Source organism: Arthrobacter sp. 9MFCol3.1, from assembly GCF_000620385.1.
GTDB lineage: Bacteria > Actinomycetota > Actinomycetes > Actinomycetales > Micrococcaceae > Arthrobacter.
In genome coordinates this window covers 17,500-43,203 of record NZ_JIBJ01000012.1, presented here as the reverse complement: position 1 = coordinate 43,203, position 25,704 = coordinate 17,500, and the positions used below count along the sequence as shown (strand labels likewise).

The window sequence follows — 25,704 nt, the reverse complement described above, 5'->3', positions numbered from 1 at the left end:
CGGCTTTCTAGAGTTAAGACTGCAAGCCAACTGAGAGTCTGCGCTGGCGCCGGCACTGAACAAATACTGAACAAATGCTGCCCGGCCCGCGCCCCGGCACGAGGAGGATATATGTCAGAGCACAACCTTTCGGGCAAGAAAGTCGCGTTCCTGCTGACCGACGGTGTGGAGCAAGTGGAGCTGACCAGCCCGTGGGATGCCGTGAAGGAAGCCGGCGGCGTGCCAACTCTGGTCTCGCCGAAGAGCGGCGAGTTGCAGGGCTACGACGGCACCGAAAAAGGGCAGACGTTCGCCGTCGACCTCGCCGTGGGGCAGGCTGACGCCGCCGATTTCCACGCCCTGGTCATCCCCGGCGGCGTGGTCAATGCCGATCACCTCAGAGTCGACAAGGACGCCCAGGCGTTCACTCGGGCTTTCTTCGAGCAGCACAAGCCCGTCGCCGCCATCTGCCACGGCCCGTGGCTGCTCATTGACGCCGGCGTGGTCAGCGGCAGGAGCCTGACCTCGTACCACACGCTCCAGACGGACCTCAAGAATGCCGGCGCGGTCTGGACTGACGAGCAGGTCGTGGTGGACCAGGGACTGGTGACCAGCCGCAGCCCGCGTGACCTCCCGGCCTTCAACGCCAAGCTCCTTGAGGAAATCGCCGAAGGCGAACACGCAGGCCAGACGCCGTAACCGCACGCCCGCGGAAGCCTCCGACGCGGCAAGGCCGCCGTCGGACGCTTCCGGCTGGCCCCGCAACTGCTTTGTCGTCGGCGGCCCGGTTCCGCTGCCGGGCACCTACCCACGCTGCCGGTTTTGCGGCAGGATATGCCCTGTACCGTGCACCGTCGTCGTTGCCGCCCCGGCCGGCGCCCCCAGCAGCAAGGAGTTTCGGACATGACCACGCTCAATCCCTACCTCGGCTTCCGCGACAACGCGCAAGAGGCCATGACCTTCTACCAGTCGGTGTTCGGCGGCGAACTGACCATGAGTACCTTCGCCGAATACCACGCCAGCGAAGACCCGGCGGAGCAGGAGAAGATCATGCATGCCCAGCTCAGGACGGACGCGGGCATGGTGCTGATGGGCGCAGACACGCCCAACAGCATGGATTACACCCCGGGCAACAACTTTTCCGTATCCCTCAGCGGGTCCAACGAAGCTGAGCTCCGTGGCTACTTCGACAAGCTGGCCGACGGCGGCACCATCGCGATGCCGCTGGAGAGGGCGCCGTGGGGCGACATCTTCGGCATGTGCAAGGACAAGTTTGGCGTGGACTGGCTGGTGAACGTCGGTTCCGAGCCCGCCTAGGAGGGGCCCTCGGCCCGGCCGGCAGCTAGCGCTATCCTAGATGCAGCCAGGACAGTGCAGGGACGAGTCCGTCCCCTGGCCAAGGGAGGCACGCAATGACCGAGAAGCTGCACCTCAGCCCGGAAGATGACTTCCCGGAGGACCTCAGCAAGGTGCCGGACAAGGATCTTCAGGTCCTCGACAGCCAAGTCGAGCGCCAGTTGGACTATGAGTACGTGGTGGAGGGGGAGCCGAATCCGGAGACGGAATTCCGGCACTATGACCTCGATGAGGAGTTCGAAGAACGGGACAAACGGGACACCTGATCCGCCGGGATCAGCCTGAAAGGGCCGGCCGTCCCGCACGGCGTCAGGGATCTGGCCAGCAGGCTTACTAGACTGGGCCGACCACCCGGCAACGAAACGAGACCTCCATGACCCCGGCTGCTGCCACGCGGTCCCTCCCGTCCCCGCGCTGCGCGCCGCCCTCGTGTACCGCATGACCGATCCGGTCCGTCTGGAGATCTCGGTCGCGGGCCACGCCGGCCACGTCTTCGCCTCGCGCGACATGGCTGGCGGGTCCGCGCCCGCCGTCGTGCTCATCCACGGAATCGGCGCGTCACACCGTTACCTGCGCCGGCTGCACCGATTCCTGGCCGGATCGGTGGAGACCTACTCCATCGACCTGCCGGGATTCGGCGCCACCCCCAAGCCCGCGTACACGCTCTCGATTGCCGATCACGCCCGCTACATCCTTGGCGCCATGGAACAGCTTGGCGTTGCGGAAATAGTGCTGGTGGGGCACTCGATGGGAACACAGATGGCCCTGGAGGCGGCCCAACAGGCGCCGGGACGGATCTCGAATGTGGTTCTGATGGGTCCCGTGGTGGACCCCCGGCGCGGCACAGTGGCGCGGACGGCCCTGGCGCTGGGCCGTGACTGCCTGTTCTACGAGAGCCCCTCCTCGAACGCCCTGGTTTTCACCGACTACCTGCGGTGCGGCCCGTCCTGGTACTTCAAGACCCTGCAGGTCATGATGGAGTACCCCATGGAACAGAGGATCGCCGGCGTCAGCGCACCGGTCCTCGTGGTGCGCGGCGCCAACGACCCCATCGCGGATGCGGACTGGTGCCGCCGGCTGGCCGGGCTCGCCAGCCACGGGCGGCTGCTGGAGGTGCCGGGAACCGGGCACGTCGTCCAGCACAACCGGGCCCTTGAGGTGCGGGACGGCATTCTGGCGTTCACGGGCCTTGGCGCGGCCGCGGGCGCGGGCGAGCCGCTGCCCGGAAGCCCGGCCTGACCGCACGGGCTGCCCAGGGCCGGGGTCAGACGTCGAAGTGGGTCCGGGTGGGGCCCTGACCGAGTGACTCGACCACCCCGGCCGCGACGGCGTGGAGCTTGATGTTCCGGGCGCTCGAGGCCGACTTCAGGAGCTCGAACGCCTCGGCCTGGCTGCAGCGGTTCTGCGCCATGATGATGCCGACGGCGACGTCGATCACGGTCCGCGTCTCCAGGGTGGCCTTGAGGTTGGCAGCCGTATCGCTGCTGTGCGCGAACCGGACAGCGAGGCGCAGGGCCATGGATGTCTGGTGGACGAAGTCACGGGCAAGTTCCGTGGCGCGCTCATCGAACCGGCCCGGCCGGTGCGAATACAGGTTCAGGGCGGCCCGGGTCTCGCCTTCGAGCAGGAACGGCAGCGCCAGGATGGACCGGAAGCCATGTCCGCGCACCGTGGCGGCGTACTGCGGCCAGCGGCCATCCAGAACCAGGTCCTCAACGTGGACGGTTTCCTGCTCGCGGGAAGCCGTCATGCAAGGGCCGTCGCCGAAGGCGTACTGGATTTCGTCCATGGCCTGCGCGGCGGGGCTGCTGCTCGCGACGGTGGCCGCCTTCCTTTCCCGCAGGAGCGTGATGCCGCACAGGATTTCGTCCCCGGGCTCGGACAGGCTGCGCGCGGACACGCGGGCGAGCCCACCGAGGAAGTCCTCGACGTCGGAGCTGCTGAGCACCAGTTCATGCAGGTGCTGGTTTATTGAATTTGCGGTTGACTCGCTGACCACTTATCTGTTGTGCCGTTTCACTCAGGTCAAGACGACCCGGCCGTGCTTCCCACCGCGGCAAGTGGCGGATACGGCAGCGGCCGGATCGAAGAACAATCCAACGGCTCGCTGCAAAACCGTACCGGGAGAGTATATACATCCGGGAAACGCAGGTTCCATCCAGGCACTGGTCCGACGGCTCCTTAACCGTTCGTCCCGGGCATAAGCTGTGCCTTGAACGAATTGTCGTGAACGGATCCGCATGCCAGAGCTGGACGTCAAGGGCTCGCCCTCCGCACCGCTGGCGATCGCCCGCGCCGCGGGCCGGCCCGTCGCCGCCGTGTTGGAAGAGCTGGGCTCGGGCGGGAACGGACTGACTGGTGCCGAAGCGGTCAGGCGTCTGGCGGAATTGGGGCCGAATGCGGTGCGGACCCACCTGGCCAGCGGGTGGTCGGTGCTGGGCCGGCAATTGGCCAGCCCCATCCTGATCCTCCTGCTCATCACCGCCGGGCTTTCACTGTTTCTCGGGGATCCCACGAACGCGATCGTCATCGGCGTGATCCTGCTGGTCAGCGTCGGGCTGGGGTTCAGCAACGAATACCGGGCCGAACGCGCTGCGGAGGCCCTGCATTCGCGCGTCACGCACCGCGCCGTCGTCGTCCGCGACGGGGTCCAAGGCGAAATCGACGTCACCGCGCTGGTGCCAGGCGACGTCGTCCACCTGGGGATCGGCGCGATCATTCCGGCCGACATGCGGGTGCTGACGGCGAAGGACCTCCTGTGTGATGAAAGCATCCTGACCGGGGAATCGCTGCCGGTCGCCAAGGACCCGGCGCCCGTGCCCGAGGATGCGCCGCTGGCGGAGCTGAGCAGCTGCCTCTTCATGGGGACCGTGATTCAGTCCGGCAGTTGTACCGCGGTGGTGGTCGCCACCGGAGGCCGGGCGGAATTCGGCCGGATTGCACTGGGCCTGGGCGAACGGCAGCCGCAGACCGAGTTTCAGCTGGGCCTGAAACGCTTCTCCTTCCTGTTGCTGCAGGTGGCCATCGGACTGAGCTCGCTCATCTTCGTCGCGAACCTGCTGCTGCACCGGCCAGTGATCGAATCGCTGCTGTTCTCCCTGGCGATCGCGGTCGGCATCACTCCGCAGCTGCTGCCCGCGGTGGTCAGCACCAGCCTGGCCACGGGAACCCGGCAGCTGGCCCGGCGCAAGGTCCTGGTGAAGCGCCTGGTCTGCATCGAGGACCTGGGCGACATGGACATCCTGGTCACGGACAAGACCGGGACGCTGACCGAGGGCCGGATCAGCTTCACCGCCGCGCTGCCCGTCGGCCCGGGCATCCCGCCCGCCGAGCTGCTCACGCTCGGACTGTTGGCGACAGAGGCCGAATACGCCGAGGCGAAACTCTCTGCGGTCGGCCTGAACCCCTTGGACGCCGCCCTCTGGGAATCATCCGACGCGGCGGCCTTCCGGCCCGAGCGCTATGAACGCCTGGACGTCATAGACTTCGACCACCAGCGCCGCCGGACCAGCGTGCTGGTGCGCGAAGCCAACGGAGAAGCCCGCATCATCACAAAAGGCTCGCCGGAAGATGTCCTGGCCCTCTGCGTGGGCACGCCGGCGGACGTGCAGGCGATGCTGGACAAGCAGTTCGACGCCGGATCCCGGGTGATAGCTGTCGGAACGCGACCCGCGGGCGGGCTGGAGGACCTGACGCCATCCGACGAGAAGGATCTGGTCCTTGCCGGGTTCCTCATCTTCCTGGACCGGCCCAAAGCCAATGCCCGCGGCTCGCTTGACCAGCTCGAGGCGCTCGGCATCACGGTCAAGATCGCCACCGGCGACAATGCCCGGGTCGCCGAAAAGGTCTGTGACGAACTCGGCGTCCTCTCCGGCGGAACGCTCAGCGGCGCCGCCGTGGAGGCCATGTCCGATCCGGAGCTGGCCGCCGCCGCACGGGAGGCCAGCATCTTCGCCCGCGTATCGCCCGAACAGAAGGCGCGGATCATCCGGCTGCTGCGGCTAAGCGGCGGCGCCGTCGGATTCATGGGCGACGGCGTCAACGACGCCCTGGCACTGCATGCCGCGGACATCGGCATCTCGGTCGACAGCGCCACCGACGTCGCCAAGGACGCCGCCGACGTCGTGCTGCTGGACAAGGACCTGGGGGTGTTGGCTGAGGGCGTGATGGAAGGCCGGCGGATCTTCGCCAACACCATCAAATACGTTCTCATGGGCACGTCCAGCAACTTCGGCAACATGTTCAGTGCGGCCACGGCCTCCGTGCTGTTGAGTTTCCTGCCCATGCTGCCGGGCCAGATTCTGCTCAACAACCTGCTCTACGATGCCGGCCAGCTGGCCATTCCGGGCGACCGGGTGGACAAGGAACAGCTGGTGGCCCCATCGCACTGGGACATCGGCTTCATCCGGCGTTTCATGTTCCTGTTTGGCCCGATCAGCTCTATCTTCGACTTCGCGACCTTCGCCCTGATGCTGTTCGTCCTCGACGCGGTTCCCGGCGAATTCCGGGCCGGCTGGTTCATCGAGTCCATCGTCACGCAGACACTGATCATCTTCGTCATCAGGACCCGGCGTGTGCCCTTCTTCCGGAGCAGGCCGTCGCTGGGCCTGGTCGGTGCCTCCCTGGGGGTGGTAACCCTGGGGGTGTACCTGCCGTTCTCGCCCCTGGCCGGCGTGCTGGGCTTCGATCCGCTGCCTGTTCCGTTCTTCCTCGCCTTGCTCGGGATGGCCGCGGTGTACTTGGTTCTGGTCGAAATGGCGAAAGTCTGGTTCTACGCCCGGGCCGCCCAGCAGCCTGTCCCCGGCCGGCCAGCGACGCTCCGGCACCGCGGCCGGACCCACCGCATTGCGCGGCGGGCCGCCCGCTTCAGCATCCCGGCGAAGCCGCTCCTCGTCCACCGGGGCCCGGGATGGCGCCGTCGACGCAAACTCGGGCATAAAGGCCCTCACAGGGTTTCGGCCGCGGGCGGATAGTTGGAGGCAGCGGCCACCTGGTCCTGTTCGGGTTTGGGGAACCCGTAGGAGCGCACCAGTTTCAGCAGCACACGACTGATGGCCGATGGCCCACGCTTCGACTTGAAAGCCATAGCCCATGAGCATCTTTGAAGACAGGGTGGACGCCGGCAGGCAGCTCGGCAGGCGTCTGGCGGAATTGCGGGGCCAGGACATTGTGGTCCTGGGCCTGCCGCGCGGCGGCGTGCCCGTAGCCTTCGAAGTCGCCGCCGCCCTGGACGCTCCCCTGGATGTAATTGTGGTGCGGAAACTTGGGCTTCCCTACCAGCCCGAGCTCGCCATGGGGGCGATCGGTGAAGGCGGCGCCAAAGTCCTGGACGAGGAAGTCCTGGCCCATTCACGGGTCAGCGGCGAGGAATTCCAGGCTGTTGAAGAACGCGAACGCGCCGTGCTGGAAAACCGGGTGGTCCTGTTCCGGAAGGGCCGGACCCGGCACGACCTGACCGGACGCATCGCGGTGATCGTCGACGACGGGATCGCCACCGGCTCCACCGCCCGGGCGGCCTGCCGGGTCGCCCGTAAGCAGGGTGCGGCCCGCGTGATCCTGGCCGTTCCGGTTGCCCCCGCTGAGACCCTCGCCGGCCTGACAGAACCGGACGAAGTGGTCTGCCTGGCGACGCCGCGCCAGTTCACCGCCGTCGGATACCACTACCGGGACTTCTCGCCCACTGACGACGACGAGGTGCTGCGCCTGCTCGATCTTGCGGCCAAACGCGTTGAGGCCGCACCGCCGCCCTTCTGGGCCTCGACGGCGTCCCGGACCGACAGCGCCGCCGACGTCGACGAGGAAGTGGAAATCCCGTCCCGCGGGGTGCGGCTCCAGGCCCAGCTCCACCTGCCGGTGCCGGCGCGGGCCGTGGTGCTGTTCGCCCATGGCAGCGGCAGCAGCCGCCACAGCCCCCGGAACCGGTACGTGGCCGGTGTCCTGCAGCAGGCCGGTCTCGGCACGCTGCTGCTGGACCTGCTGACGCCGGCGGAGGAGCGCCACCGCGCCAACGTCTTTGACATCGAACTCCTGGCCCGCAGGCTGTCCTCGGCAACGGACTGGCTTTCCACCCGGGCAGATACGGCCGCCTGCGCGGTGGGTTATTTCGGTGCGAGCACGGGAGCCGGGGCCGCACTGTGGGCGGCGTCGGAGCCGTCGGCCCGGATCGCGGCCGTCGTGTCCCGCGGTGGCCGCCCCGACCTCGCCGGCCCGCGGTTGTCCGCCGTCAAAGCGCCCACGCTCCTGATCGTGGGTAGCCTGGACCACGAGGTCCTGGAACTCAACCGCAGGGCGAAGGCGATGATGCGCAGCCCCAGCCAGCTCGCCGTTGTGCAGGGGGCGACGCACTTGTTCGAAGAGCCGGGCACGCTCGCGGCGGCGGCCATCCTGGCGCGGGACTGGTTTGTCGACTACCTGTTGCCCCCGAACGGTGCCAGCGTGCGGGCAACGGGCGTCTGAGGGGGCGGAACCAGCAGGGCCGGGGTCACGAAGGCCGCGGACCCTAGCTCCGGCGGCCCTCTGCCCTGGACCGGATCCCCAGGAGCATCCGCCGTTCCATCAGGAACTGCACCGGCTCCAGCAGTGCGCGCAGGGCCAGCCCCTCCGCCAGGGGCGAAAAGTCGTACCGGGTGCGGGACAGGAGCCTGGTGGCCTGGGGACCAGCAGGCCGCAACACGAACGTCCAGCTGATGTCCAGCCGGCGCCCGGTGGGGCGGACCCCTGCCGGTGACATTGTCCCCGTGCGCAGATCGATGGTTCCGCCCAGCCCCAGCACCGTCCCGGACTGGAGGAGCCTGACCGGCAGGCCGCCGTCGGGGGACATCGGAATAATGTCGCCTACTTTCAGGCGCTGCAGCTCCGGGAGAATCCGGTCCGCATTCCGGATGCCCAGACCCGCGCCGCGTTCGAGCCAGTCGTAGGAGTAGAAACCGCCGCGCCCGGCGCCCATCTGGACCAGCCATGGCCAGACCTCTGCCACCGGCGCCGCAATCGTGACCGCACGGGTGCTTTGCATGCGCGGGGCGGGCACGATCTCGTCCCCGGCGAGCGGGCCGGCGGCCTCCTGGGTGGTGGCCCCCCAGCGCAGGAGCCGCGGCCGGACGGCCAGGACGTAGCTTGCGCCCGCCGATGCCGCAGCCAGCGCCAAGAGCGGTCCGCGCAGCCGGCCGGGAACGTGCGGACCGCTCACGCGAGGGACCTCATCCGCTGGTCCGGCCCCGGAGGTCGTCCGAGTCCGGGCCGACCACCACCACCGGGCAGTGGGAGTGGGCCGCGCAGGCCCCGCTCACCGAGCCCATGACCTGATGAAGGAAGCCGCCCTTGCCGCGCCGGCCCACCACGAGCAACTCGGCGTGCTGGCTTTCCTCGATGAGGACCTTGGCCGGCGCCCCGAATTTGACCGAGCGGGTGAGTCCTTCCGGACGCGATTCGCCGAAGGCCCGCTCCAATGACTGGTCCACGAGGCGTTCGGCGGTCTCCTCCAGCTCATCGAGGGTGGGCGTTCTGTCCTCCGGCAGGTGGGATGCAAGGAAGAAATCGGAAGTTCCCAGGCAGGTGATGATTTCCAACGGGATGTTCAGCCCCGTGGACATGCGCCCGGCGAGGCGGAGCGCCGTCGTCGAAAACTCGGAACCGTCCACACCCACGACAATGCGCTGATCACCGTTCATGTTCCCCAGCCTTGCCCCTGCCCCCGGGACTGCCTAGGGCCGAAAGTCACGCGGGGCTGGGCACCGCGGCCGCCTCCCCCTTAGGGTGGAACGGTGAGCGCCGGCACCGGAGCAGGTGCCGGCCCCCGGCCGGACCATGACGGTCAGCCGAGCCTGCCACCCGAGGAGTTCCTGATGCGAGTTGCTGTTACTGGAGGAAGCGGAAAGCTGGGCCGAAACGTCGTGCGGCGGCTCAGCGATGACGGGCACGAGGTGACCAACCTGGACCGCACCGGCGCGCGCGGCCGCGGCTTCACGGAGGTGGACCTGCGCAATTACGGCCAGGTGGTGGATGTGTTCCTGGGCCTGGAGGACCGCCATGCCGGCTTTGACGCCGTGGTGCACCTGGCCGCGATTCCCGCACCGGGCCATGCCCCTGATGCCGCCACCTTCGAGAACAACATGCAGTCCACCTACAACGTGTTCCAGGCTGCCCGCCGGGCCGGGATCAAGAAAATCGTCTACGCGTCCAGTGAGACGGTGCTGGGACTGCCTTTCGACGTCGACCCTCCCTACATCCCGGTGGACGAGGACTACCCCGCCCGGCCGGAAAGCACGTACTCCCTGGTCAAACACCTTGAGGAGCAGATGGCCATCCAGCTGACCCGCTGGGACCCGGACCTGAGCATCACCGGCCTGCGGTTCTCCAATGTGATGGACCCGGAGGACTATGAGGAATTCCCCTCCTTCGACCACGACGCCCGGGCGCGCAAGTGGAATCTCTGGGGCTACATTGACGGCCGGGACGGCGCGCAGGCCGTGGCCCGCGCCCTGGAGCATGGCAAACCCGGCTTCGAGGCGTTCATCATCGCCAACGAGGACACGGTGATGAGCCGCTCCAGCGCCAGCCTGGCCGCCGAGGTGTTCCCGAACGTGAAAGTGGTCAAGGACCTGGCCGAGCACGAGACCATGCTCTCGATCGACAAGGCCAAGCGGCTGCTGGGCTACGCGCCGGAGCACACCTGGCGGAACTACCACCCGCTGCGCACCACCCCCACGGAAGACTGACCCCGAATTTGAGGAGCTCCATGCAATACCGCACCCTGGGCAACAGCGGCGCCGTCGTCTCCAATTACGCGCTGGGTACCATGACTTTCGGCGCCGAGGCCACCGAGGAGCAATCCCGCGCGATCCTGGATGACTACTTCGCGGCGGGCGGCAACTTCATCGACACCGCCGACGTCTACAGCTCGGGGGTGTCGGAGGAAATCATCGGCCGGTGGCTGGCGGACCGGGCCGAGGTCCGGGACCGGGCGGTGGTGGCCACGAAGGGCCGTTTCCCCATGGGCCAGGCGCCCAACGACGTCGGAACCTCCCGCCGGCACCTGGTCCGGGCACTCGATGACTCGCTGCGCCGGCTGGGCGTGGAACAGATCGATCTCTACCAGCTGCACGCCTGGGATCCGGTCACGCCCCTCGAGGAGACCCTCCGGTTCCTGCACGACGCCGTCACCAGCGGCAAAATCGCCTACTACGGCTTCTCCAACTTCCTGGGCTGGCAGTTGACCAAGGCTGTCCATGTGGCGAAGGCCCATGGCTGGAGCGCCCCGGTGACGCTGCAGCCTCAGTACAGCCTGCTGGTCCGGGAGATCGAGTCGGAAGTTGTGCCGGCCTCACTCGACGCCGGGATCGGGCTGCTGCCATGGTCGCCGCTGGGTGGCGGGTGGCTGTCCGGCAAGTACAAGCGCGACCAGCCGCCGGCCGGGGCGACCCGGCTCGGCGAAAACCCGAAGCGGGGGATGGAGGCCTGGGAGGCCCGCAACGCCGATCCGCGCACCTGGGACGTGATTGCCGAGGTGGAGCAGACCGCCGGGCGCCATGGCGTGAGCCCTTCCCAGGTGGCGCTGGCCTGGCTGGCGGACCGGCCGGCGGTCACCTCGGTGATCCTGGGCGCCCGCACCACCGGGCAGCTGGCGGACAATCTCGCGGCCGCGGATCTGCGGCTCACCGCAGGCGAGACGGAGCGGCTGACCGAGGTCAGCCGGCCGCGCGTCGGCGTCTATCCGTACGGGCCCATGGCCCAGGAACAGCGCAGCCGCAAGCTCGAGGGCGGCCGCTAACCAAACAAGGCGGGACAGCGGGGCCAAAGTCCCTGACACACCAAAAAGGTCCCGGGCGGCGAGTCAATGCTCTGCCGCCCGGGACCTGGCTCTTTTGAGTCCGGCTCTGAGCGTCCGGTTTGCTGGTGGCTTAGCGAACCTGTTCCCGGGTCATGCCGAAGGGGACCTGGTCGGAGAGGGCCGCGGTGTAGTGGCCCGGCTTGTGCCGCGTGAGCAAAATGCCGTGCGTCCCCGTGGTCATGGCGAGCTGCTGCAGCCCGCGGACGGCGTCGTTGAGTCGGTCATCGAGTACGCGCCGGTTGTCGACCTGGATCTCAATGGACTCGGTAATCGTGGTCATAGCTCTGTCTTTCTTGGAGTACTTCTAGTCGGCCCCAATGGATTCAGGAACAGTAACGTCATATTTATTGACCCGTCAAATCACCACGCCGCATCTGCGCGGGGTGCCGTGCGGGGGCCAAATGCCCGCACATTGGGCCGCGGGCGGCTGACCTGCAGATCCATCCAGGCACGGGTGGTCCCAGTGAGTCTGATCACCCGGCATCATTGCGGGCAGGCCGAAAGATGCTCGTGGACGCAAACGATGCCGCCGTCGGGGGCACGGGAGAAGATGATGGTCTCGCGTTCATCGCTCGTATCGCGGCCACCGTCCCGGTCAATCTGGACGGTCGTGGCGACCCGGTGCGAAAACACCGCGGTAGCCCCGAGGAGCTGGATATCCTGCTCGCTGCTCCGGCATTCAAGCACCCGCCAGCCACCGGCGAGCCAGCTGTCCCAAAGGGTGCGGTAGGCGGAGCGGGAACCAAGGCGCTGGGCTTCCGGATGGAAGATAAAGGTCGCCTGCGGGCTGAAGGCGGCAAAGTAGGTCTCGGTGTCCGTGGCGGCGAAGGCGGCGACCAGGCGGTCCGCCGCATCCTGCACCTCCTCGCGGCTGAGGGGGCGGAGCGCAGCCGGCCGCAGCTCCGCGGCCGGCAGCTCCGCCGCCGGCAGCGTCCGGGCCACGGCCCGGACCGGGGCGCCGTCGGCCCCGGGGATATTGAGGGGAAAGAGGAAGAGCTCGACGTCGGATCCGGCGTCCCTGGCCCGCTGGACCTGCTCCAGCCCGGTGAGGTTTTCCACGATGATGCAGCCGTTCCCGGCCAGGACGGCGTGGGCGGGAAAGCCGCCGCCGGCCGGGTTGCCGTCTGAAGTTCCGTCCGAAGCGCCGGGCGAGCTGGGATCCACGCTGAGGGCATCCAGGCCTACGGCGCGGTAGCCGCGGTCCACGATCAGTTGCGCCGCCGCCGCCTCCAGCCAGGGATGCTTGAGGTACTCCTCCGTTCCCCACGCCGCGGCGGAGCCGGTGTGCAGCAGCAGGATCTTTGCTGGCTTGTCCTGACCCCCGGAATCCCCAGAAGCCCCACCTGGGCCCGCCGGGGCGATCCCCGCCAGCTGCGCGGCGGTGATGGCGCCGCCGCGGGCCACGTCCCGGACATCCACGATTTCGGCGATGCCGCCGAAGAGAGACAGCGGCAGTTCGTCCAAAGCTGCCCAGCCCTCGCCCACATGCAGGGGTGCGTCGGCGTGGGTGCCCGAATGGGAGCCCAGTCCGAGCGAGAGCACGTTGGCGCCGTCGGCCTCCACGGTCAGCGCCGCTGCAATCCGGACCTCAGGGTCGCCGGGGTAGACAGGCATTCCGGTGTGCAGCGGAACGCTGAGATCGAACCACGTCACCGCTGGCCCACCAGTTCCGTGTCCCGGTCGCCGGGCAAGCCCGGCCCGGCCGCCTCCGATGTTCCGGCAGCGACGGTGTTTCCAGCCGCATCGATGACCGGCGGCACCGGGGTGTCCTTCGAAGGGATCCAGCGCGGCCCGGCGGCCGGGAACACTCCGCGCGGCTCCGGGAAGATCCACAGCAGCCCGAGGTAGAGAACGGCTGCAAGCGCCAGCGATGCCGGCAGGCTGATGTCCACGCCGCCCGCCAGGTTGCCCAGGGGCCCCTGGAACTGGCCGGGCATGTTCACCATACTCAGCCCGGCCGCGGCGCTGACCAGCCAGGCCGTCATGCCGCGCAGGTTCCAGCCGTGGTTGAACCAGTACCGTCCGCCGGTCTGGCGCCGGTTGAATACCTGGAGGGCGTCGGCGTCGTACCAGCCGCGGCGGGTGATGAAACCGAGGATCATCACCACCATCCACGGCGCGGTGCAGGTCACGATCAGGGTGGCGAACGTGGAAATGCTCTGGACGAGGTTGAAGGCAAAGCGGCCGGCGAAGATGAAGGCGATCGCCAGGATCCCGATGAACAGGGTGGCCTGGACCCGGTTGAACCTCGGGAAGACGCTGCTGAAGTCAAGGCCGGTCCCGTACAGCGACGACGCCCCGGTGGACATGCCGCCGATCAGGGCGATGGCGCAGAGCGGGATGAAGTACCAGGCGGGGGAGATCGCCAACAGGCCGCCGACGTAGTTCGGCGCCGCCGGGTCCATGAATTCCGGCGCTTTGGTGGCGATGATGGACGCCGTGGCCAGCCCAAAGACGAACGGAATAAGGGTGGCCAGCTGGGCCAGCAGCGCCGCACCCATGACCCTGCGCTTCGGGGTGGCGGTGGGGATGTAGCGCGCCCAGTCGCCCAGGAACGCGCCGAAGGAGATGGGGTTGGACATGACGATCAGGGCCGCGCCGATGAACGCCGGGATGAACCCTGCGACGCCGACGCCGTCGAACCCGGTCCCGAAGGCACCCTCGAAGTTCAGGTTCAGGTCACCCGCGAAGGCGATGAAGCCGACAACGAACAGCAGGGTGGCCGCGGTGACGGCGATCTTGTTCACGAGCAGCATGAACTTGAACCCGTAGACGCAGACCACCAGGACGAGTCCACCGAAGAGGCCGTAGGCGACGGCGAACGAGCCCATGTCCTGCGGCAGGCCCACCAGCCGGTTCAGCCCGCCGACCAGGGCATCGCCGGAGCTCCAGACCGAGATGGAGAAAAATGCCAGCGCGGTCAGCAGCGACAGGAATGATCCGACCACCCGGCCGTGCACGCCCAGATGTGCGGAGGAGGACACCGCGTTGTTGGTCCCGTTCGTGGGGCCGAAGACGGCCATGGGTGCCAGCAGGAGGGCGCCGACAACCAGGCCCGCCACCGTCGCGGCGAGCCCCTGCCAGAATGACAGGCCGAAGAGGATCGGAAACGCGCCCAGGAAAGCCGTGGCAAAGGTGTTGGCCCCGCCGAACGAAACCCTGAACAAGTCAAAGGCACTGGCATTGCGGTCCTTCTCGGGGATCCGTTCAATGCCATAGGTCTCCACGTCGGTGACCTTGCCGCGGTTCCGCCCTGCGCGGGCGCCGGCAGGCTGTTCCTCGACCATATTGTTCTCCATCCAGCTCATCATTGATTCCGTGAGAGTTGCTCCATAAGCATCACAAGTTGCTTTGGAGGCTACCTTGCTTGGTTTGGAGGCTACACTGTGAAGCGGCTCACAGCAAAGCATCGGTCCGTCCGGCCGGCAGATTACGCAACCGGCCGCCGGGCCGGACCTCTCCCGCGGTGCCCGGGTGCCCGGGTGCCTGCCGCCCGGAGAAGAACAGGGATAATCTTCAACGGGGACTATCCACTACACGGCGCAAAGGCGGCACGGCGACATGGCACAGGCTCAGACAGGCAAACCCCGGGGACGGTGGCGGACCTTCCACGAAAAATTCGTCGTGGAGGAGCGCTACATGAGTGTGGCGGCGCGCCGGAATCTCTACCGCACTGCCGTCGTCCTGATGATCACGGGCGCCGTGCTGTTCGTGGTAATCCTCACCGGAGTCCTGCAGCACGGCGGCATCTCGGCGGCGGACGAGCCCGTGCGAACCTGGCTCCTGACCCTGCGCGCGGAACCGACCACCATCATCATGATCATCCTTGCGATCATCTTCGGCCCCATCGGCCTGCCAATCATCGTCCTCATCGTGACGGTGGCCTGGGGCCTGCTCGCCAAGCACGCCTGGCGGCCGATGCTCCTGGCCGGCGCCATGCTGACCGGCGTCATCCTGGCGCAGGTCATCGGCCGCATCGTCGAACGCCACCGGCCTCCAATCGAGCTCATGCTTTTCGGCGCCGACTCCACGTTCTCGTTCCCTTCCGGGCACGTCCTGGGCGCGTGCGATTTCCTGCTGGTCACCACGTACCTGGTCTTTTCGCGCCGGAAGAACCCTGTGTCCGCTGTCATCGCCTTCATTGTGGCGGGGATCGGCATATTCTTCGCAGCCGTCAGCCGCCTGTACCTCGGCTACCACTGGATGACCGACGCCCTGGGCGCCTTCTCGATCTCGCTCGTGATCTTGGGCGGCGTCATTGCTCTGGACACCTGGCGAACGGCACGGATCCCGGGCGAGCAGATCACCGGGACGCTGTCCACCGCCGACGCGGGCCAGGACTAAGCGCCGTCAGCGGCTGCGCGCCCGCTTGAGTTCGGCCCGCAGCCGGGCGTTGGCTGCCTCCAGTTCCATCACCTTGGCCACGCCGGCCAGGTTAAGCCCCTCCGCCAGGAGTTGGCCGATCCGCCGCAGCACTGCGAGGTCTGCGTCGCTGTACTGCCGGGTGCCACCTGCGGTGCGGTCCGGCGCGAGGAGACCCCGGCGCTCGTAGAGCCGGATATTCTGCTGCCCCGTGCCCACCAGCTGCGCCACCACCGAGATGGCGTACAGGCCTGTATTCGTGCCGCGGTCCGCCATGGCGTTCCTCCCGTTCCTGCAATTCCCTTGCATCAGTGTTTCACCGGTGCTATAAAAAATCTATACCCACTACCACAGATAAATAGTGGTGGGTTGTGGAAGGAATGCAGATCAAGTCTCGCTAAAGGAGTGGGAAATGATGTTGATTCGGACGGACCCGTTCCGTGACTTTGACCGGCTCGCGCAGCAGGTGTTCGGCACGGTGGCGCGCCCGGCGCCCATGCCCATGGACGCGTGGGAGGAAGAGGGCGTATTCGTCGTCGTATTCGATCTTCCGGGGGTCAATGTCGACTCGATCGGGCTCGACATTGAGCGCAATGTCCTGACGGTCCGGGCGGAACGGCGGGACCCGGTGCAGCCCGATGTGGAACTGACGGTCTCGGAGCGCCCCCGTGGCGTGTTCAGCCGCCAGCTGATCCTCGGCGACACCCTGGACACGGAGAACGTCAAGGCCAACTACGCCGACGGCGTCCTGACGCTCCGCATCCCGGTGGCGGAGGCGGCCAAGCCGCGGAAGATTGAAGTCACCCGTTCGCAGGACAAGATGCAGGAGATCGGGAAGTAGCGCCCGGAGCCGGCGCGGCGCCCGCAGCGTTGCTCCGGCTCCGGCTGCATGCAACGGAGGCCGATCATGTCCGGCAGGAACCCTGATCCCCGCGGCTACTACGCGCTCTTGCACGTCTCGCCGGAGGCGGGACGGCAGGAGATTGGCCGCGCCTTCCGGGCGCTGATGCGCCGGCACCATCCCGACATCGGCCAGTTGGACATCGACCCTCCCGATGTCGGCGCCATTCTGCACGCTTTCGCCGTGCTGCGGGACGCCAGGAGCCGGGCGGAGTACGACGCCGGCGGCTGGCGGCCCGCCGTCGAGGACGACACCTTCCATCACCGGAACGACCATGCCGGCCAAGGCGGCCGCGACATCCCGGTGCGCATCATCCGGCATCGGGATCCTCTTGTGCGCGTGCTCCCCGTCCGCTGGGAACCCGGGCCCTGACGGGGAACACTCCTGGCCGGGCCGCTGAACCGGACAGGAAGCCCACCCGGCAGTCCCATCCAGCAGTCCTATCCAACAGTCCCATCCACTGAGGAGGAGAGCGGCCATGAGCGCATGGCGCCGTTACGATTCGCACCTGATGCCGGTATTCCACGAGCGCTTCGAAGAGCGCTGGGGGGAGGGAACGGCGCCGTTCCTGGACCCAGAGGCGCATGAGGCCCCGTTGCCCCGTGCGCAATGGATCAACATCGACACGGGCGCGGCGCTGGCCGTGGTCCCGGTCTGGACAGATGAAGACAGCCAGCACCGATCCTTTGGCGTGTTCTACCTGCCGCCCGCGGGTGATATCTGGGTGCTGAGGCCCGGCTTCACGGAGTATCTGGAGCCCTCGATGGACGAGGCTGAGCAGCTCGTGACGCTGCGGAATGATGCCTTCCGCAAGGCCGTGGAGCACGCCAAGGTCTTCCTGTTCGGGCCGGAGACCTCGGTGTTCTGAACAGCAGGGGCCGATTGATGCCAGGGATCAGATGATGCCAGGGATCAGTTGCTGGCGGCGGCGTACGCATTCAGGCTCAGGGAGAACACGATCCAGGAGACGTATGGCAGCATGAGCAGGCCCGCCGCCCGGCTGATGAGGCCGAACCGGACCACGGTGACGGCAGCGGCCACCGCATGGACGGCGATGAGCAGCAGGGCCAGCCACAGGGCGGCCCCGCCGGCCATGGGGTACATGCCGAAGAACAAGGGCGCCCAGGCGAGGTTCACGAGCAGCAGGATCACATAGACGGTCATGGCGCCACGGCCGCGCCCGGAGCGAAGTCCTGTTCCCCGGCGCCAGGCCAGCCACGCTGCCACTGCCATGGTCGTATAAAGCACTGTCCAGACCGCTCCGAAGGCCCAGCCCGGCGGAGTCCACGGAGCCTTCTCTGCCGCCGCGTACCAGCCGTCGGCGTTGCCGATGATGGCCAGCGACGCCACGAAGGACACCCCGTGGGAGACCGCCAGGAAGTAAAGGAGGGCCGCCGCCTGCCTGCCGGGGCTGGGCGGCGCCGCCGGCGGCCGGCGGTTGACGCCTTGTTCAATTTTCACGTGCACTGATCAACAGTGGCCGTTGGCACCGCGCGCGTCAAACGGCCCGGGTCGTGGCGCTCACCCCCGTCGGAGCCTAAGATCAGTCAACCAACCACCGAAACTACATAGAGGTACCCGTCGATGAACGCTTCCGCCAACGATCTGGCTTCCCTTCTTCCGCCCGGCTTCACCCTGGGCGTGGCGACCTCGGCCTTCCAGATCGAGGGTGCACTCGATGAAGACGGCCGCGGCCCTTCCGGATGGGACGTCTTTGCCGCGAAGCCGGGTTCGATCGTTGAGGACCAGAGCCCGGCCGTTTCCTGCGACCACTACCACCGGATGCCCGAGGACGTGGCGCTGATGAAGGACCTGGGGATCGACTCGTACCGGTTTTCGCTGTCCTGGCCCAGGATCCAGCCCGGCGGGAGCGGGCCCGCGAACCCCGCCGGACTGGACTTCTATGACCGGCTGATCGACCTGTTGCTCGCCAACGACATTTCCCCCATGGCCACGCTCTACCACTGGGACACCCCATTGCCCCTGGACGAGGCCGGCGGCTGGATGAACCGAGACACGGCCTACCGGCTGGGGGACTTCGCCGCCATCGCCGCCGCTGCCTTCGGGGACCGCGTGAAGCGCTGGGTGACTGTCAACGAGCCCGCCACAGTCACCACCAACGGCTACGCCCTGGGCATGCACGCGCCCGGCCAGGCCCTCATGCTCAAGGCGCTCCCCAGCGTGCACCACCAACTGCTGGGCCACGGCCTGGCGCTCCAGGCGCTGCGTGCCGCCAAGGTACCGGGGGACATCGGCATCACCAACGTTTACTCACCGATGGTCCCGGCCACCGCGAACCCGCTGGACAAGGTCAGTGCCGGACTCATGGACGTGGCGCAGAACCGGCTCTACGCCGATCCCGTACTGCTCGGCAAATACCCGGATGTCATCCGGGCCGCCACGTTCTTTTCGTCGTCTTTCAACCCGTCCAGCGAAGACATGGAGCTGATCTCCCAGCCCCTGGATTTCTATGGCCTGAACTACTACATGCCCACCCTGGTCGGGGCGGGTCCGGGGGAAGGGGCCGTGCCGCCCGGCATGGCCGAGGCCATGGGGGACGACCTCAGCGGAACACCCGGAGCGCCGTTCCACATCGCGCCGTTCCCGGACACCGAGACCACGGCCTACGGCTGGCCGGTCAAGCCCGAATACATGTCCGTCGCCCTGGCCGAGATGGCCGACCGCTACCCGGATCTGCCCCCGGTCTACATCACCGAGGGCGGGGCGAGTTTCGAGGACATCGTGGTCCACCCTGTCGGGACGGACCGCCGGATGATCCCGGACGAACGGCGCCTGCGTTACCTCGCGGACCACATCGGTACGGCCCTGGAAGCGACACGTCCCGGCGGTGCCGCGGAGGCCATCGACCTGCGCGGCTACTACGTGTGGTCCTTCATGGACAACTTCGAGTGGTCCGCCGGCTACAAGCAGCCGTTTGGTCTGGTGCACGTCGATTTCGATACCCAGGTCCGCACGCCGAAGGCCTCCTACTACTGGCTCCAGGAGGTCATTGCGGCCAGAAGCGCGGCGTCCGCCGGAGAGTCCGAAAGCCTCGCGCGGCCCGCCAGCCTCTCGCAGCCCGCCAGCGGCGCCGGCGGGCAGGACTAGACGGCCGACGCCGGAGAGCCGCATCCGGCAGTCTGACACCCCAAAGCGGGGGGGGGGGGGGGGCAGCCTAGAGCAGATCCAGGTCCTGCAGGCCCTTGGCCAGTCCCGCCCCGTCGGGCGAATAGAACCACGGGACGGAGGACTCCGAGTGGTCGCCGGTGTCGGAGTGGCCGCCGGCAAAGACTGCTTCGGTGGAGGATAGTTGCCGGATGCCGATCGCGGCCACCTGGTCGGGGTGCTTCTGCGCGAAGCCGGAGTAAATCTCTTCATCGTGCTGGCCGTTGTCGCCGAACAGCAGCCAGCGCATGTTCGGGAACTCCTGGGCCAGCAGCTCAAGGTTCCGCCGCTTGTGTTCCTGGCCGCTACGGAACCAGCGGTCGTGCGTCAGTCCCCAGTCCGTGAGCAGCAGCGCACCCGAGGGATAGAGGTTCCGGGCGATGAAACGGGCCAGGGTGGGAGCTGCGTTCCACGGCCCGGTGGACAGGTAGATCACCGGCGCCTCCGGGTGCTCCACCTTGAGCCGATCCAGCAGGACAGCCATGCCGGGTGTCGCCATCCGGGCGCGTTCGTTCAGGACGAAGGTGTTCCACAGTGCCAGGAAGGGCCGGGGGAGGGCTGTGACCATGATGGTGTCGTCAATGTCCGAGACAATGCCCAGCTTGGTGTCCGGGGAGATCACGAAAATCCTGGCCTCGACCGGTTCCGTTCCTTCGGCGCGCAGCACGGCCGTATGCCAGCCCGGGGTCAACGCCACGTGAACCAGGGTGTCCACCAGGCCGCCGCGGTCGGCATGCACGCGGGTGGTGACGCCGCCGATCTGGATCTCCACCTCGGTGAACTGGACCGGGACACTCGTGAACGCCCGCCAGCCGCGGAAGTTCTGGTTGCCGTTCACGGCCAGCCGTTCCGCCTTGCTGCCGGCCACCGGCCGGCTGGTGAGGACCACGCGGCCCAGTACCCTGACCCACTCCGTCGAGCCGTAGCCCTGATAGGCGACGGTCTGCGGGCTGAACTTCCAGCGCCGGGCCGTCTTGAGCCGGACCCCGTTGACGGTGTCAGACACCCAGTGGGCGAGCCGGAAGGCCCTGTTGCCGGACACGGGCAGCTGCTGCGCTGGTTGCGACGCCAATTCCATGCCTCCACTCTGCCACAGTGCCGGGCTCCGGCCGTGCCGGCGGGAGCCCCGGGACCCGGCCCCCGCCACACCGGATCACCAGCGCGGCGGCTCACCCAGCAGCCCGCGCAGGGTGGCGGCGTTGCGGACGGCGTTGCCGCCGCCGTCGTTGTTGAAATACGCGTAGACGTCTTTCCCGCCGGCCTGCCACTCGCGGATCCGGTCCGCCCACCAGCGCAGGTCCCCATCGGAATAGGATCCGCCGTACAGGACGTCGTGGTCCGGGCCGTGCAGCCGGATATAGACGAACGGCGCGGTGGCGCGCAGCACGCACGGGAGCCCGGCGCCGCTCATGATGCAGTAGGCCGCGCCGTGACGTTCCAGCAGGGCGTACACGGCGTCGTCGTCCCAGCTGGGGTGGCGGAACTCCACGCAGACGCGGATCCACCCGGGCAGAGCCGCCAGGAAGTAGTCCAGCCGGGCGTCATCGCGCGCCAAGCCCGGGGGCAGTTGGACGAGCAGCACGGCCCGCTTGTCGCCGAGTTCGTGCCAGCACCGGGTGATCCGCTCCACCCAGACCTCCGGGGCGTATAGCCTCTTGGCGTGCGTCAGGCCCCGGGGCGCCTTGACGGACAGGGCAAAACCGTCGGGCAGGCGGCGGCGCCAGCTGGCGAACGAGTCCTCTTTCGGCCAGCGGTAGAAGCTGGCATTCAATTCCACGGTGTCGAAGCGTGCCGCGTAGTAGGCCAGCCTGTCCCGGGCCGGCAGGCCTGGCGGATAGAGGACCCCGTCCCAGTGGTCATAGCTCCAGCCGGACGTGCCGATCCGCACAGTGGCCTCGTGCGCTGCCATGCCCCGTCCCCTGCCCTTTCCCCTCAGCGATGGATCCGTGTCCTCCGGCCGGTCCCGTGCGCCGACCCACTGCGCCGCCGCACGTCAGCCTTCACCGTCAGCCTTTACCGTGGGCCCTCCGCCCATGCCGGGGGGACGGCGGTGTGGCACTGTAAGTGTCATGGTACGCATCGAGGATTACGCAATGGTCGGGGATCTGCATACCGCGGCCCTGATCAGCACCGAAGGTTCCATCGACTGGCTGTGCCTGCCGCGCTTCGACTCACCGGCCTGTTTCAGCGCCCTCCTCGATTCGCCCGCGGCCGGCCGGTGGCTCCTGGCGCCGGCAGGCGGCGGCGAATGCACCCGCCGCCGCTACCGCAAGGGCACGCTGATCCTGGAAACCGAGTGGGATTTGCCTGAGGGCAAGGTCAGGATCATTGACTTCATGCCACCCCGCGACGAGGTGGCGGATATCGTGCGGATCGTGGTCGGTGTCCGCGGCACGGTGCGGATGCGCGGCGAACTGGCGCTCCGGTTCGACTACGGCCATGTTGTGCCGTGGGTCCGCCACGACGAGCGGGGGATCCACGCCGTCGCCGGGCCCGATGCCGCCTATCTGGTGACCGATGCGCCCCTGCGCGGTGAACGGATGCATACCGTCAGCGACTTCACGGTCAAGGCCGGGGAGCGTGTGCCCTTCGTGCTGACCTGGAGCCCCAGCCACCTGCACCGGCCGCGGTCGGTGAACCCGGAAACGGTCCTGGCGTCCACCGAGGAGTTCTGGCTTCGGTGGTCGGCGAAGTGCACGGTCACCGGGCGGTACCGCGACGCCGTCCAGCGCTCGCTGATCACGCTCAAGGCCCTGACCTTTGCCCCTACCGGCGGGATCGTGGCCGCCGTCACGACGTCGCTGCCGGAGGAGATCGGCGGCACCCGGAACTGGGACTACCGCTTCTGCTGGCTGCGCGATGCCACGCTCACGCTGCAGGCGCTGCTGGCCGCGGGCTACACGGAGGAGGCCGGCGCGTGGCGCGACTGGCTGCTCCGCGCCATCGCGGGGGACCCGGCGGATCTGCAGATCATGTACGGGCTCCACGGCGAGCGCCGGATGCCGGAGCTCGAACTGCCGTGGCTGAAGGGCTACGAGAACTCCGCGCCGGTGCGTACCGGCAACGGTGCGGCCGGCCAGCTGCAGCTCGACGTCTGGGGCGAGGTCCTCGATTGCCTGTCCCTGACGCGGAACTCCCTGCTCAAACACACTGACGACGCCTGGGACGTCCAGGTGGCCCTCATGGAACATCTGGAGACGGCCTGGCGCCAGCCGGACAACGGGCTGTGGGAAATGCGCGGCCCGCAGCGCCATTTCACGCACTCCAAGGTGATGGCATGGGTGGCGGCGGACCGCATGGTCAAGGGCGTCCGGGACTTCGGCCTGATCGGCCCGGCGGACCGTTGGGAGGAGCTGCGTGACGCCATCCACGCCGAGGTCATGGCCAACGGGTTCGACGCCGGCCGCAACACGTTCGTGCAGTCCTATGGGCGGCCGGAGCTGGATGCGAGCCTCCTGCTGCTGCCCCGGGTGGGGTTCCTCCCGCCGGATGATCCGCGCATCATCGGCACCATCGACGCGGTCCAGCGCGAGTTGACGCACGACGGCTTCCTGCGCCGCTACCTGCCGGCGCAGAGCGACGACGGGCTTCCCGGCGGGGAGGGGGTGTTCCTGGCATGCTCCTTCTGGCTGGTGGAGGCCCTGATCGGGGCGGGCCGGCGCCACGAGGCCCGGGAGCTGTTTGAGCGCCTGCTGGCGTTGCGCAACGACGTCGGACTCCTCAGTGAGGAGTGGGGCGTGGAGACGGGCCGGCAGCTGGGCAACACACCGCAGGCCTTCAGCCACTTTGCCCTCGTGATGAGCGCGCTGGAACTGCATGAAGATGGCGTCCGCCGCAGCGACACGCCGCGTCCGTGACCCGCGCCCGCGGCCCCGCCCCTGCCCGCGGCCACCGCCGGCGGGACCTTCAGCACTTTCCCCGCACCGTAAAATAAGTACACTTACTAATATCCCGGCGGGGGATACGAGGGAATGAGGAGTGTGCAATGGCGGGGTATTTTGAGCTCGTGGACGCGCCCGACGGCGGCTACCGCATTCGGATGATGGACGGGGCAGGACAGCTGCTGGCGGTCTCAGTGACGTTTCCCACCAAGAAAGCGGCCGTGGCCGGCGTGGCCCAGGCGAGGGAGATCGCCGGAACCGGCCTGATCAGGGACCGCAGCGCCGATGGACGGCCCGCCGTGCCCGGCTCGTCCGCCCGGGTGATCAGGGGGCGGCGCGGCGGCGCCGGGCGCTCAAACTCCACCTTGGGCAGCTCGCTGGCGGGCAAGAGGGCGCAGGCCCGTACCTGATCCTCGGGACGGCAGTGTCCCCTGCAGGGTTCCCCGCGCCGAGCGGTTACAGTATGGCCATGGAGCAGCGGGGGAATCGGAACACCGGCCGTGCCCGGAAGAATCTGCTCGGCCGTGTGGCGGTGCCGCTCACTGCCGCGGCCATGCTGGTCGCCGGCCTGGTTTTCCTTGCCCAGCCGGTGCCGCAGGAGGACTTTGGCTGGGTCGCGTATGCTCCGCTGCCGACGGGGCCCGTCGTGCTGCAGGGGCTCCTGATCATGGGCCCGTGGACCTGGGCAGGGGTCGCGCTGATCGGCATCGGGTTGCTCCTGCTGGCGTTCTGGTCCGGCTACCGCACCGGCCGGCAGGCCCGGGACCACGGCGACGACTCCCGCTAGGCGGCTGCCGCTTGGCCGTCCGCCGGCTGGCCGGCCGCACCGCACCGCACCGGCTGCAGCCGCCAGCCCGCTCTGCCGCTGCCGCCCCCGAGGAGAGCGTTCGCGGCGGTCCGGGCGCGAAACACTGCCGCGATGTGCCGTCTCGGCGGTACGCTGGCCGGGCAGCGCCTAACCGTCGAGGAGGACCTCATGAGCCAGCACCACACCCCCGGAAGGGTCGCCGTCGTCACCGGAGCCGGTTCCGGCATCGGCCGTGCGGTGGCCCGGCTCATGCTGGCCGAGGGCTACCGGGTGGTCCTGGCGGGGCGGCGGGAAGAGCTGCTCCGTGAGACCGCGGCCGGCCACCGCCAGGCGCTCGCGGTCCCCTGCGATGTCACCGTCCCCGCCGACGTCGAGCGGCTCTTCTCCGCGGCGCTGGGGCAGTGGGAACGGGTGGACGTGCTCTTCAACAACGCCGGCGTGTTCGGCCCCGCCGCCTCGGTGGACGAGATCACCCTGGAGGACTGGGACGCGACCGTTGCCGTGAACCTCACCGGATCTCTCCTCTGCGCCGCGGCCGCCGTCCGGGCCATGAAGGCCCAGTCGCCCCAGGGCGGGCGGATCATCAACAACGGTTCGGTCGCGGCGCATTCGCCCCGGCCGCGGACGGTGGCCTACACGGTGACCAAGCACGCGATCACGGGACTGACCAAGAGCATTGACCTGGACGGGCGCGGGTTCGGCATCAGCTGCGGACAGATCGACATCGGCAATGCGGCGACGGAGCTCATGGAGGAGATCGGCGTCGGCTCCGGGGCGGCCCAGGCAGACGGCAGCCTGCGGGCCGAGCCGACATTTGCGGTGCAGGACGCCGCCCGGGCCGTGCTGCTGATGGCCGGGATGCCGGCGTCGGCCAACGTGGGATCCCTCGTGGTGACAGCTGCGGGCATGCCGTTCATCGGGCGCGGCTGAGGCGCGGGCACGGCTGGTGGGTCCTGCCGGTGGGGGTTCTGCCGGACGCCGCATCCGGGGGCTTCTAGAGGGGCAGGAGGGCGGACAGGTCCGCGCGCAGTCCCGAGGCGGCAACACGGCCGGCCGCGACGGCGTCGGCCCAGCTCAATCGTCCGCTGACCATCGCCAGCCAGGTGTCGGCGTCGCACTCGATGACGTTTGGCGGGGTGCCGCGCGTGTGCCGCGGGCCCTCCACACACTGGGTGACGCCGAACGGCGGGACGCGCACCTCCACGGAGTTCCCGGGCGCCCGCGCGGTGACTTCTTCCAGGCAGTAGCGCACCGCCGTCGCGATCGTGGTGCGCGGGACGGCGCCGGGTCCTGCAGGGCCGGGGACCCCTGCGGCCGGTACGCCGGTTCCCGGCGCGGGAGCGGTGGCGTCCTGCCATGCGGCGAGTGCTGCGCGGCCCTCGTCCACGGCAATGCGACGGCGCGATACAGCCACTTTCCTGAGTCT

The 25,704-nt window shown here is 68.3% G+C and carries 29 protein-coding genes; 17 read left to right on the top strand and 12 right to left on the bottom strand.

Annotation, left to right across the window (positions count from 1 at the left end):
* Positions 1-111: 111 nt before the first annotated feature.
* The 4 genes from C560_RS0113380 (at position 112) to C560_RS0113365 (ending at position 2,574) form a co-directional block, all read left to right on the top strand.
* Positions 112-678: a type 1 glutamine amidotransferase domain-containing protein gene (locus C560_RS0113380; RefSeq protein ID WP_026538593.1), complete on the top strand. Its 567-nt coding sequence runs from the start codon at positions 112-114 to the stop codon at positions 676-678.
* 204 nt (positions 679-882) lie between these two features.
* Positions 883-1,296 (top strand): VOC family protein, encoded by a 414-nt coding sequence (locus C560_RS0113375; protein WP_026538592.1) that lies wholly within the window; start codon positions 883-885, stop codon positions 1,294-1,296.
* A 95-nt stretch (positions 1,297-1,391) separates the two neighbouring features.
* Positions 1,392-1,601, top strand: a complete 210-nt coding sequence (locus tag C560_RS0113370; RefSeq protein WP_018775450.1) for a hypothetical protein — start codon at positions 1,392-1,394, stop codon at positions 1,599-1,601.
* 172 nt (positions 1,602-1,773) lie between these two features.
* A complete protein-coding gene (locus C560_RS0113365) occupies positions 1,774-2,574 on the top strand; it encodes an alpha/beta fold hydrolase (RefSeq protein WP_026538591.1) in 801 nt (266 codons plus the stop codon).
* Positions 2,575-2,599: 25 nt separating this feature from the next.
* Here C560_RS0113365 and C560_RS0113360 read toward each other — a convergent pair whose 3' ends face one another.
* Positions 2,600-3,334: a GAF and ANTAR domain-containing protein gene (locus C560_RS0113360; RefSeq protein ID WP_026538590.1), complete on the bottom strand. Its 735-nt coding sequence runs from the start codon at positions 3,332-3,334 to the stop codon at positions 2,600-2,602.
* A 241-nt stretch (positions 3,335-3,575) separates the two neighbouring features.
* Here C560_RS0113360 and mgtA point away from each other — a divergent pair, with 241 nt between their 5' ends.
* A complete protein-coding gene (gene mgtA / locus C560_RS0113355; protein WP_026538589.1) occupies positions 3,576-6,308 on the top strand; it encodes a magnesium-translocating P-type ATPase in 2,733 nt (910 codons plus the stop codon).
* Here mgtA and C560_RS23355 read toward each other — a convergent pair.
* A complete protein-coding gene (locus C560_RS23355; protein WP_155846921.1) occupies positions 6,281-6,421 on the bottom strand; it encodes a hypothetical protein in 141 nt (46 codons plus the stop codon). The genes mgtA and C560_RS23355 overlap by 28 nt on opposite strands.
* A 5-nt stretch (positions 6,422-6,426) precedes the next feature.
* On the opposite strand from C560_RS23355, the gene C560_RS0113345 reads away from it, so the two are divergent.
* Positions 6,427-7,791 carry a phosphoribosyltransferase gene (locus C560_RS0113345; RefSeq protein WP_026538588.1) on the top strand — a complete coding sequence of 455 codons (1,365 nt, stop codon included), beginning with the start codon at positions 6,427-6,429 and terminating at the stop codon, positions 7,789-7,791.
* A gap of 43 nt (positions 7,792-7,834) precedes the next feature.
* Here the strand turns inward: C560_RS0113345 and C560_RS0113340 are convergent, their stop codons facing one another.
* Both C560_RS0113340 and C560_RS0113335 read right to left on the bottom strand, forming a co-directional pair.
* Complete coding sequence (locus tag C560_RS0113340) at positions 7,835-8,521, bottom strand: SRPBCC family protein (RefSeq protein WP_197026160.1); 687 nt, start codon at positions 8,519-8,521, stop codon at positions 7,835-7,837.
* A 10-nt stretch (positions 8,522-8,531) separates the two neighbouring features.
* Positions 8,532-9,002 (bottom strand): universal stress protein, encoded by a 471-nt coding sequence (locus C560_RS0113335; RefSeq protein WP_018775443.1) that lies wholly within the window; start codon positions 9,000-9,002, stop codon positions 8,532-8,534.
* Between the two features lie 174 nt (positions 9,003-9,176).
* On the opposite strand from C560_RS0113335, the gene C560_RS0113330 reads away from it, so the two are divergent.
* Positions 9,177-10,049: an NAD-dependent epimerase/dehydratase family protein gene (locus tag C560_RS0113330; RefSeq protein WP_026266772.1), complete on the top strand. Its 873-nt coding sequence runs from the start codon at positions 9,177-9,179 to the stop codon at positions 10,047-10,049.
* Positions 10,050-10,069: 20 nt separating this feature from the next.
* Positions 10,070-11,101, top strand: a complete 1,032-nt coding sequence (locus tag C560_RS0113325; protein WP_026538586.1) for an aldo/keto reductase — start codon at positions 10,070-10,072, stop codon at positions 11,099-11,101.
* Positions 11,102-11,231: 130 nt separating this feature from the next.
* On the opposite strand, the gene C560_RS0113320 is transcribed toward C560_RS0113325, so the two are convergent.
* The 3 genes from C560_RS0113320 to C560_RS0113310 all read right to left on the bottom strand — a co-directional run bounded on the left by C560_RS0113320 (position 11,232) and on the right by C560_RS0113310 (position 14,460).
* Positions 11,232-11,441 carry a hypothetical protein gene (locus C560_RS0113320; RefSeq protein ID WP_026538585.1) on the bottom strand — a complete coding sequence of 70 codons (210 nt, stop codon included), beginning with the start codon at positions 11,439-11,441 and terminating at the stop codon, positions 11,232-11,234.
* Positions 11,442-11,644: 203 nt separating this feature from the next.
* Positions 11,645-12,814 carry a cyclase family protein gene (locus tag C560_RS24010; RefSeq protein ID WP_331280270.1) on the bottom strand — a complete coding sequence of 390 codons (1,170 nt, stop codon included), beginning with the start codon at positions 12,812-12,814 and terminating at the stop codon, positions 11,645-11,647.
* Positions 12,811-14,460: a purine-cytosine permease family protein gene (locus C560_RS0113310; RefSeq protein WP_231494347.1), complete on the bottom strand. Its 1,650-nt coding sequence runs from the start codon at positions 14,458-14,460 to the stop codon at positions 12,811-12,813. The genes C560_RS24010 and C560_RS0113310 overlap by 4 nt, the downstream gene beginning before the upstream one ends.
* A 262-nt stretch (positions 14,461-14,722) precedes the next feature.
* On the opposite strand from C560_RS0113310, the gene C560_RS0113305 reads away from it, so the two are divergent.
* Positions 14,723-15,505: a phosphatase PAP2 family protein gene (locus C560_RS0113305; RefSeq protein WP_026538583.1), complete on the top strand. Its 783-nt coding sequence runs from the start codon at positions 14,723-14,725 to the stop codon at positions 15,503-15,505.
* A 6-nt stretch (positions 15,506-15,511) separates the two neighbouring features.
* On the opposite strand, the gene C560_RS0113300 is transcribed toward C560_RS0113305, so the two are convergent.
* Positions 15,512-15,799, bottom strand: a complete 288-nt coding sequence (locus tag C560_RS0113300; RefSeq protein ID WP_018776184.1) for a MerR family transcriptional regulator — start codon at positions 15,797-15,799, stop codon at positions 15,512-15,514.
* Between the two features lie 136 nt (positions 15,800-15,935).
* Between C560_RS0113300 and C560_RS0113295 the strand changes: the two genes are divergently transcribed.
* The 3 genes from C560_RS0113295 (at position 15,936) to C560_RS0113285 (ending at position 17,292) form a co-directional block, all read left to right on the top strand.
* Positions 15,936-16,364 carry an Hsp20/alpha crystallin family protein gene (locus C560_RS0113295; protein ID WP_026538582.1) on the top strand — a complete coding sequence of 143 codons (429 nt, stop codon included), beginning with the start codon at positions 15,936-15,938 and terminating at the stop codon, positions 16,362-16,364.
* A 66-nt stretch (positions 16,365-16,430) separates the two neighbouring features.
* On the top strand, positions 16,431-16,796 hold the full coding sequence (locus tag C560_RS0113290) for a J domain-containing protein (protein WP_026538581.1): 366 nt from the start codon (positions 16,431-16,433) through the stop codon (positions 16,794-16,796).
* A gap of 106 nt (positions 16,797-16,902) precedes the next feature.
* Positions 16,903-17,292, top strand: a complete 390-nt coding sequence (locus C560_RS0113285) for a hypothetical protein (protein WP_026538580.1) — start codon at positions 16,903-16,905, stop codon at positions 17,290-17,292.
* Positions 17,293-17,336: 44 nt separating this feature from the next.
* Here C560_RS0113285 and C560_RS0113280 read toward each other — a convergent pair whose 3' ends face one another.
* Positions 17,337-17,885, bottom strand: a complete 549-nt coding sequence (locus C560_RS0113280) for a TspO/MBR family protein (protein ID WP_026538579.1) — start codon at positions 17,883-17,885, stop codon at positions 17,337-17,339.
* Positions 17,886-18,008: 123 nt separating this feature from the next.
* Here C560_RS0113280 and C560_RS0113275 point away from each other — a divergent pair, with 123 nt between their 5' ends.
* Positions 18,009-19,532 carry a GH1 family beta-glucosidase gene (locus C560_RS0113275; RefSeq protein WP_026538578.1) on the top strand — a complete coding sequence of 508 codons (1,524 nt, stop codon included), beginning with the start codon at positions 18,009-18,011 and terminating at the stop codon, positions 19,530-19,532.
* A 67-nt stretch (positions 19,533-19,599) separates the two neighbouring features.
* Here C560_RS0113275 and C560_RS0113270 read toward each other — a convergent pair whose 3' ends face one another.
* The gene (locus C560_RS0113270; RefSeq protein WP_051082386.1) at positions 19,600-20,667 is read right to left on the bottom strand and encodes an App1 family protein; all 1,068 of its coding nucleotides are present in this window, start codon (positions 20,665-20,667) and stop codon (positions 19,600-19,602) included.
* A 75-nt stretch (positions 20,668-20,742) separates the two neighbouring features.
* Positions 20,743-21,498: a DUF72 domain-containing protein gene (locus C560_RS0113265; RefSeq protein WP_026538577.1), complete on the bottom strand. Its 756-nt coding sequence runs from the start codon at positions 21,496-21,498 to the stop codon at positions 20,743-20,745.
* Between the two features lie 160 nt (positions 21,499-21,658).
* On the opposite strand from C560_RS0113265, the gene C560_RS0113260 reads away from it, so the two are divergent.
* The 4 genes from C560_RS0113260 (at position 21,659) to C560_RS0113245 (ending at position 25,208) form a co-directional block, all read left to right on the top strand.
* Positions 21,659-23,446 carry a glycoside hydrolase family 15 protein gene (locus C560_RS0113260; RefSeq protein WP_026538576.1) on the top strand — a complete coding sequence of 596 codons (1,788 nt, stop codon included), beginning with the start codon at positions 21,659-21,661 and terminating at the stop codon, positions 23,444-23,446.
* A gap of 128 nt (positions 23,447-23,574) precedes the next feature.
* Positions 23,575-23,880, top strand: a complete 306-nt coding sequence (locus C560_RS23860) for a hypothetical protein (RefSeq protein ID WP_018776175.1) — start codon at positions 23,575-23,577, stop codon at positions 23,878-23,880.
* 59 nt (positions 23,881-23,939) lie between these two features.
* The gene (locus C560_RS22675) at positions 23,940-24,257 is read left to right on the top strand and encodes a hypothetical protein (RefSeq protein WP_155855783.1); all 318 of its coding nucleotides are present in this window, start codon (positions 23,940-23,942) and stop codon (positions 24,255-24,257) included.
* Between the two features lie 189 nt (positions 24,258-24,446).
* Positions 24,447-25,208, top strand: a complete 762-nt coding sequence (locus C560_RS0113245) for an SDR family oxidoreductase (RefSeq protein ID WP_026538575.1) — start codon at positions 24,447-24,449, stop codon at positions 25,206-25,208.
* Between the two features lie 64 nt (positions 25,209-25,272).
* Here C560_RS0113245 and C560_RS0113240 read toward each other — a convergent pair whose 3' ends face one another.
* Positions 25,273-25,692 carry a sterol carrier family protein gene (locus C560_RS0113240; RefSeq protein WP_026538574.1) on the bottom strand — a complete coding sequence of 140 codons (420 nt, stop codon included), beginning with the start codon at positions 25,690-25,692 and terminating at the stop codon, positions 25,273-25,275.
* Between the last annotated feature and the right edge of the window lie 12 nt (positions 25,693-25,704).

Bases quoted from the DNA above. Each gene is read 5' to 3' on its own strand.
- C560_RS0113365 (WP_026538591.1), top strand. From the start codon at position 1,774: ATGACCGATCCGGTCCGTCTGGAGATCTCGGTCGCGGGCCACGCCGGC.
- C560_RS0113260 (WP_026538576.1), top strand. From the start codon at position 21,659: ATGGTACGCATCGAGGATTACGCAATGGTCGGGGATCTGCATACCGCG.
- C560_RS0113380 (WP_026538593.1), top strand. From the start codon at position 112: ATGTCAGAGCACAACCTTTCGGGCAAGAAAGTCGCGTTCCTGCTGACC.
- C560_RS22675 (WP_155855783.1), top strand. From the start codon at position 23,940: ATGGAGCAGCGGGGGAATCGGAACACCGGCCGTGCCCGGAAGAATCTG.
- C560_RS0113330 (WP_026266772.1), top strand. From the start codon at position 9,177: ATGCGAGTTGCTGTTACTGGAGGAAGCGGAAAGCTGGGCCGAAACGTC.
- C560_RS0113300 (WP_018776184.1), bottom strand. From the start codon at position 15,799: ATGGCGGACCGCGGCACGAATACAGGCCTGTACGCCATCTCGGTGGTG.
- C560_RS0113320 (WP_026538585.1), bottom strand. From the start codon at position 11,441: ATGACCACGATTACCGAGTCCATTGAGATCCAGGTCGACAACCGGCGC.
- C560_RS0113290 (WP_026538581.1), top strand. From the start codon at position 16,431: ATGTCCGGCAGGAACCCTGATCCCCGCGGCTACTACGCGCTCTTGCAC.
- C560_RS0113335 (WP_018775443.1), bottom strand. From the start codon at position 9,002: ATGAACGGTGATCAGCGCATTGTCGTGGGTGTGGACGGTTCCGAGTTT.
- C560_RS0113345 (WP_026538588.1), top strand. From the start codon at position 6,427: ATGAGCATCTTTGAAGACAGGGTGGACGCCGGCAGGCAGCTCGGCAGG.
- mgtA (WP_026538589.1), top strand. From the start codon at position 3,576: ATGCCAGAGCTGGACGTCAAGGGCTCGCCCTCCGCACCGCTGGCGATC.
- C560_RS23860 (WP_018776175.1), top strand. From the start codon at position 23,575: ATGGCGGGGTATTTTGAGCTCGTGGACGCGCCCGACGGCGGCTACCGC.
- C560_RS0113270 (WP_051082386.1), bottom strand. From the start codon at position 20,667: ATGGAATTGGCGTCGCAACCAGCGCAGCAGCTGCCCGTGTCCGGCAAC.
- C560_RS0113370 (WP_018775450.1), top strand. From the start codon at position 1,392: ATGACCGAGAAGCTGCACCTCAGCCCGGAAGATGACTTCCCGGAGGAC.
- C560_RS23355 (WP_155846921.1), bottom strand. From the start codon at position 6,421: ATGGCTTTCAAGTCGAAGCGTGGGCCATCGGCCATCAGTCGTGTGCTG.
- C560_RS0113275 (WP_026538578.1), top strand. From the start codon at position 18,009: ATGAACGCTTCCGCCAACGATCTGGCTTCCCTTCTTCCGCCCGGCTTC.
- C560_RS0113285 (WP_026538580.1), top strand. From the start codon at position 16,903: ATGAGCGCATGGCGCCGTTACGATTCGCACCTGATGCCGGTATTCCAC.
- C560_RS0113265 (WP_026538577.1), bottom strand. From the start codon at position 21,498: ATGGCAGCGCACGAGGCCACTGTGCGGATCGGCACGTCCGGCTGGAGC.
- C560_RS0113375 (WP_026538592.1), top strand. From the start codon at position 883: ATGACCACGCTCAATCCCTACCTCGGCTTCCGCGACAACGCGCAAGAG.
- C560_RS0113295 (WP_026538582.1), top strand. From the start codon at position 15,936: ATGATGTTGATTCGGACGGACCCGTTCCGTGACTTTGACCGGCTCGCG.
- C560_RS0113325 (WP_026538586.1), top strand. From the start codon at position 10,070: ATGCAATACCGCACCCTGGGCAACAGCGGCGCCGTCGTCTCCAATTAC.
- C560_RS0113305 (WP_026538583.1), top strand. From the start codon at position 14,723: ATGGCACAGGCTCAGACAGGCAAACCCCGGGGACGGTGGCGGACCTTC.
- C560_RS0113245 (WP_026538575.1), top strand. From the start codon at position 24,447: ATGAGCCAGCACCACACCCCCGGAAGGGTCGCCGTCGTCACCGGAGCC.
- C560_RS0113310 (WP_231494347.1), bottom strand. From the start codon at position 14,460: ATGGAGAACAATATGGTCGAGGAACAGCCTGCCGGCGCCCGCGCAGGG.